The sequence below is a fragment of the Enterococcus villorum genome (genome assembly GCF_007990225.1).
Classification (GTDB): domain Bacteria; phylum Bacillota; class Bacilli; order Lactobacillales; family Enterococcaceae; genus Enterococcus_B; species Enterococcus_B villorum.
Window position 1 is genome coordinate 62,014 of the sequence record NZ_BJWF01000012.1, and the last position, 6,892, is coordinate 68,905.

Consider the following 6,892-nt stretch of genomic DNA (forward strand, 5'->3'; position numbering starts at 1 on the left):
AAAGTTCAATTATTTCTTTAGAGAATAAAAAAGCTTAATGGTTCTTATGTGTTATTATTTCCTTCCATTATAAAAAAACTCTTTTAGACTGACATTATGCATCATCTAAAAGAATTTTTTAATCGGAATTAGGCGGATAGATTTCGTTGATACATATATTCTTCTGTCACATCTCCTAATTTTTATGTTTAACAATGTCATATTTTTCAGATAAGAATGGGTGAACACCACGTATTTTCAAAATACATTGTTGTCCTTTTAAACTAGCCACTTCATCTGGGTCCATTAAGTTACGACCCAATTTTTGAAAACTTTCATTAAAGGATCCATTCGCCCCTTTTGTAACACTGATGTTTCTTTGCTCAATCGTTTCTTTCCCTAAAAGTTTTGAAATGTATTCATGGGTACTTTGCTCCATTCCTCCGAGATATAAAAAGACATCACTGGTACCAATGATGGTTTCCCATGTATCTTTGTATAAAGTTTTCAACTGGCTAATGTTTTGTAGAATAACATTGGTTGAAATTTCACGACTTCGAATAACGGAAATCACTTTTTCAAAATCGGGAATTTGTCCGATATTTGCAAATTCATCAAGGATACAACGTACATGGCATGGTAAACGTCCTTTATACACATTATCTGCTTTGTAAACAAGCATATCAAAGAGCTGTTGATACATCATACTAGCTAAAAAGTTAAAACTGGTATCTGTATCTGGCAACAAAATATAGAGAATCGTTTTTTCATCACCAACTGTATCTAGTTCCAATGTATCTTTTGATACTAAGTCTTTAATGCTAGGAATATCAAATGGCGATAGCCTTACCCCTAAACTAACTAAGATACTCTTGGTTGTCTTATCTCCTGATAGTTTAAAAATTTTGTATTGTGCAACAGCAAAATTCGTTGGGTCTTTTTCTTCTAGTTCATTGAATAATACATCTAAAGGACTCACAAAGCCAGGCACATCCTCTTCGATATCTGCTAAACGAACGAGTTCAATGACATTCCCCAAAGTTCGGTCTTCTTCGACGACTTCTTGAATCAAGTAACTAAAGATAGCCATCAATAGCGCTGTTTCTGCTTTTTCCCAGAAATCATCGCCACCTTTTTTGTCTGGATTCGAAGTGTTTTTAATTAAGTTATTCACGATTTTCAAGATATCGTCTTCTGTCTTAATATATTTAAACGGATTATAGTGATGGGTATCACGTCGATTAATTAAATCAAACACTTTGATTTTATATCCTGCTTCTTCAAACATTTTCCCAGTTTCCATTAATAATAACCCTTTCGAATCACTGACAACATAGGAAGAATGCATCTGCATCAAATTAGGTTTTACATAAAAACGAGTCTTCCCACTTCCGGCTCCTCCGACAACCACAACATTTTTATTACGATTAAAGTTATCTTTACCGGTGATTTTCATTCTTCCTGACAAAGACAAGCTTTCTGTTTTTGTTAATAAAATATTAAAATCTTTTTTCTTATCCAAAAAAGCTTTAATGTCACGATATTTCCCCCATTTGGCACTACCATATTCCTCGCCAGGGCGTATTTTCTTTTCATCAAATGTCTTATACAGCACAAATAAACCGTATGACAGTACAAAAACACCTCCCCCAATTAAAGGCTTCATGTCAAAGGAAAAGTGAAAAGTAAAATTAGAAATTTCTTCGACTGCTTGTAAAAAGACTGTTGTTACTTTTTCTAAAAATGGTACAGCTTCATATTGGGGCGATAGAAACAAAAAAAACGTACGATTACCAATATAAAGTAATGTACTGACCACTACCACATGAACAGCCCACAGTGCGTATTGAGACTTTCTCAATTTGTTAATCATCCTTTCTTTTGAACTAGATTTTAACTAATCGCTTGTTCTTTTTCATTCTTGTTTTTCTCCTGTGTCCCTGTTATACTTTTTCGTCTTGCTGTTTCGTTTGCTTTACTAGTCAATTCATTAAGGGGACGCTTATTATTTCTTTCATTCTCATAATGTATCATCGCTACGGTTATTCCTTCTTGTTCTCGCTTTTTCACAATAGACTGACTCTTCTTATCTAGTTCTTCTACTTTCGCGATAGATTGTCTTGGTTCTAATAATTGTGTTTCTTGTTTTTTAGTATCTATTGTGCTCTCTTTTTTATTTGTTTGTTCTTGGTTTAAGGTTTGTTCTTTATTTTCAATTTTTGCAATTGAAGCTACTTTTTCTTTGAAGCTGTTATCCAATGAATAATGTTGCCCTTTTTCTTTATCTTGTGTAAATCTTTCCATTACTACCTGATCACGATTTCTATTTTCTCTACTAGCCAATCGATTTTGAATAGGTTTCAAGATTAACTTATCCACTAATAACATCGCTCCACAGGTAATAAATGCTGCTACTGCTGCTGCGATTATTGTTCCAAATATAGACGCTGGTAAAAATGGGGCTACAAGAGATAAGACCGGTCCCCCCATAACAGCGAAAACCGCAGTACAGGCAATCATCGACATAAGTGTCCATTTATTGTTCCATACACGTTTCCCTGCACTTTTCATGAAATCTTGTGTAGCATTCTTTGCTCGAGTAGTAAAAGGTAATTTTTCACCTGTATAAGGATCAAGTCCATTTGCCCGATTGGCTTTTTGTTCAGGCGTGAGTTTTTCAGAATTTCCAATAGACAGTCGTTGTTTTATTTTTGCCACAACGGGTGTTACTGTTTTTGTTTTAACCGCTTGCCCGATTTGATTTATTTTTTGTTTGGCACGCGATAAAGGAGCCAATGCTCTATCTACTTTTTCCATTGCCTTAGGAAATCTGTTTCTTAATCCTTGAGAGACTCTCCCAGTTATTCTTGGAATGATTTTAGGCGCCGCGTATAACAATCTCTGAGCCACATAAGTACCCATAAGCATTCCTTTTAATGAGCTAGTGATCTGCGCTCCTTTTTCCAAAAACGTGATCTCAGGCATCGTGTTAATAGAAGCCGGATTATAAACATATCCAGGTATAGCATTAAAAAATATTAATGGCGTTAGCCATAACGCTTGTCGACCTAAAAATGCGTAAAATGAAGGACGTGAAAATACATGATACCATTTATTTTTAAGGTCTTTATAATCAATTTCCTTTAATTCTGCTACTTTTTCTTCTATTTCAGCCGTCTGAATTGTAAGATTCTCTATCTCTTTGGTTAACTCATTTTTATCTTTAGGTTTTTCTTTTTCTATATATTCTGCAAGCTTTTCTTTGTCTTGTAATATGGCCTGGATACTTTCACGTAATTTTGTATTTTCAGCTAAGTCATTTTTTATGTCTGCATATCTACCTTTTTCATCGTTTTTCTTTGCTGAAGGATCAAGTAGAAAATTATTATATGGAGCAATTTTTAATAGTTCCTTTTGCACTCGTTCACGCTGCTCCAATAATGCTAATTTCATTTGTAAATTATGTATAACCACTTCGTCCCACGATTTTAGCTCTTTTCTAGAAGTGGATTCCACTGAAATCTTATCTAAATCTCCAGAATCACGTTTTATAAAGTCCGAATCCTTGAGAATATCCTTTAAAGGTGCTCTTCTTCTAAGAGCATTCTCGGTTTCGAAAATGTTATGATCAGGCTGATCAAAAGAAATCGGTTTGTTTTCTAGAAGTGTTTCGTTTTTTGTATTCGTTAAATTAAGTTCAGAAGTATCCTTTTTGAGTGATGACGGTACTCTTGGAATTTTAAATCCTTCTAATCCATAGTCTTTTATTTTTTCATTTAGCTCTGGTTCAACTTGTCTGCGTGTGCCTGGTAATCTTTGTGCTGTCCATTCTTCTTTTATAGTTAATGATTGTTCAGTCCTCAACTTCTTTTCTTCCTTTATTTCAGGTGAAGAGACCTGCTGTACTAAGTTTGAAGGTTCTTCTTTTAGACTTAATGCATGAACAATTGTTTCATTCGTTGCTTTCTCTTGTTGAAACATTAACTTGTTTCGTTGGAGAGTGGCATACTTCAGTAACCTTGTTTCCTCATTGTCTTTGTTTGTTATTAAAAGTTTTGAAAAAGAAGGAGTACGCTCAATTTTTTGGCCTGTAGCGACAATATTTTCAATTTGATGTATTTCTTTTACTTGCTCTTTTTCTTGAGCCGTCAAAAATTTTTCATTTACATTTTCTATTTTATCCAATTTTTTTAGCTCTGTATTCGTATGGGCAATATTATCGTATTTATGCTTTTTTAAACTTGTTAACTTTTTCCTTAAATCTTCCACTTCTTTATCTAAATTCGCTTTTCCAGCTTTAATCCCATCGTGTTCGCGTTTAAATTCGAATATTTTTAATCTAGAGAGATGCTGAAGTGAACTAGGTTCTACTGATTTAAGTGCTTGCTCTGGAGTTAAGCTCTTTAACCCTTTTAATTGCTTATCAAATGCTACTTCTTTTATTTTTCTTCGCTTGTCTATTTCCTTCAACATTTTTTTTGCTGTCTCAGGATCGAGAGGTGGAGGTGAGTCCGGCTTCTTATCCTCAAGAGCACTTATCTTTATTTCAAGTGCTTCTTCTTCGATACCTTTGAGCACTTGCTCCTTTAGTTCTTCAAAAAAATCTACAACATTACCTTTCTCATTCTGTGTTGCTTCATCTTTTTCCTTAATGATTGTTAATACCTTTTCTTTTTGTTGCGGTGTAAAATTAGCTATAAAAAGATTGATAAATTCATTTGTTAAAACAGAATGATTTGTCAATTCATTTTTTTTATTATTTGCTATGTCTTCTTCATTAATTGACATACTTTCCCCCCCTTTGCTTGTTATTCCAAGTAATCATTGCAAATGTACTCTCATGCTTTGATTATAAAGTCCCCATTTGCATAACAGTTTTTCTATGATTATTTTGCAACGGAAGTCCTGCATTACGTATTTCACTATTTCTTCGTGCTTCGTTCATAACCTTGCTAAGCTGATTTGTCTCCTTCTCAGGCTGAACCGTGCGATCTTCAGATAAACGAGCATTGCCATTAGAATAACGAGCATTTTCTTTCGTTGTTTCAGAATTTTTTGTTGCGCATTTATAAATACCTTTAATTATTTCCCAAGGTATCTGAACACACAAAAACCATGCTAATTCTATTACCTTTACGATTCCCTGAAACACACAATTTAACAACATATAGTCTTCTAAACTCATTATTTTGTCCTCCTTAAGTTCTTTTTTATTTTAATCATACTCTATGATTTCGTTAAATTAATTTCTATTTTTTCAAAATTATTAAAAATATGGCGTAACACGATTGACTACATTTACGTAGGATACAGACATGCTTCTAAATTTGTCCAAAAAATTGGCGTTGGTACTTTTGAAATTTTTAAAATTTCTGCAGTTATACGTTCTAGATTTAAAGATAAGTCAGTTAGTATCAAATCGTATTGATTCACTAACTGATAATCAATTGAAAAAATGTCTTTCTCATAAATATCAATATTTTTAAAAAAAGGATATTTGTTTAAAATGATATTTTTATAAAGTAAAGAGACACCCATTTCTTGTGAGCTTAAGACTAAAATCGATTTTTCCTTTACTTTGGGTTCAACCATGCGAAGTAATTGGCTAGATGAAATAAGTAATTCCAATAATAAATCTTTATGTAATAATTCATTTTTTTTAATGAAATTTAGTCCTGAAAATGCTAGAGCTCGTTGATAAGCTTGCCAAATATTCGGATTATTTTGAATCGTTTTTTTATAGAAAATATCTGCATAGCTCACTTTAAAAACCATTAACTCTTTATAAAAATTAATATAGTTAAAAAAATAGTCTACGTTGCTTTTACTAATAGTCGTCTGAATATTTAATACAGAATAAAAATGAGTAAGAAACTTTTCAATTTTAGCTGGCATAAACGAATGCTTATGCTCATTTTCATCATCAGCAAATAACAAACCAAAATAAGAACTTAAGATATTTGCTACATTATTTTTATTTACATGAAATCGGTATTTTTGATTCATCAAAGTAGCAAATACGGTATCGTTTTGAATCACTGATAAGATGGTATTTACCACAGATTCTTTGTCAGTCAACTCCTTTTCTGGAACGAAATGATTGTTGCCTATACGAATAATAGAAATAAAAATATAATAAACGGAATAAATGATCTTAGGCGCACTAGCAGTTTTATTGTGTGTTTTAAGGCACCTACGTAATATCTGATGAATCGTATCAAAATAAATGAATCCTTTGACTCGATACATTTCTTTAAACATACTTGCAAATAATCGTCTAATTTCAGTTTCATTCCCAACAATGATTAATTTTGTTTGTAAATCAATCTTTATGTCTATGTTCTCATTAAAAAAATATGTATTGATTTTGGATACAATTCTACGAATACTTGTTTTACTTAAAAATAGCGCATTAGATATTTCTGTCAGTGTGGGTTCTGAAATCACTATGTATTTTAATATTTTAACGTTGATTGAATGATTGAGTATCTTGGTAAAAATATCATCTAAATTGATATTTTTCGGAATGGTTAATGTCACCTCTTTATAAAGATTAATTCCAATGTGTACTGGGTAACATGAATCATTAAAATGTTCAATATCTGCAATTAATGTTTTATCCGTAATATTTAGTTTCTTGGCTAATTCATTAACATTCGAGGATTCTGTGTTCAACATATAGAGCAATGCAAATTGCCTCTCCAATTGCTTTTCAAGTAATCCCATCATTACTTTTCCCCTTTCTTTCATACATATGTGTATCGTACAGTCAATTCCATTATTTCTCCATATTTTTTTTTCTAGTTTTATAAAAAATAGTTCTTAAAAAAAATTTTTTTATGTTAAAATTTAATTTTTATATCTATCAAAAAATTAAATAACAATCATTAAATAAAGTTTTTTTTTTTTAATT

3 protein-coding genes and 1 pseudogene are annotated in these 6,892 nt (G+C 31.9%); all 4 read right to left on the bottom strand.

Features of this window, described 5'->3' with window-relative positions; genetic code table 11:
* Window positions 1-128: 128 nt before the first annotated feature.
* A pseudogene (locus EVI01_RS06470) lies at window positions 129-1,840 on the bottom strand (VirD4-like conjugal transfer protein, CD1115 family).
* 32 nt (window positions 1,841-1,872) lie between these two features.
* Window positions 1,873-4,767 (bottom strand): hypothetical protein, encoded by a 2,895-nt coding sequence (locus EVI01_RS06475; RefSeq protein WP_010750044.1) that lies wholly within the window; start codon window positions 4,765-4,767, stop codon window positions 1,873-1,875.
* Window positions 4,768-4,828: 61 nt separating this feature from the next.
* Window positions 4,829-5,164, bottom strand: a complete 336-nt coding sequence (locus EVI01_RS06480; protein ID WP_010750043.1) for a hypothetical protein — start codon at window positions 5,162-5,164, stop codon at window positions 4,829-4,831.
* Between the two features lie 113 nt (window positions 5,165-5,277).
* Window positions 5,278-6,708 (bottom strand): AcpB/EbpR/MafR family transcriptional regulator, encoded by a 1,431-nt coding sequence (locus EVI01_RS06485; protein ID WP_010750042.1) that lies wholly within the window; start codon window positions 6,706-6,708, stop codon window positions 5,278-5,280.
* Window positions 6,709-6,892 lie beyond the last annotated feature (184 nt).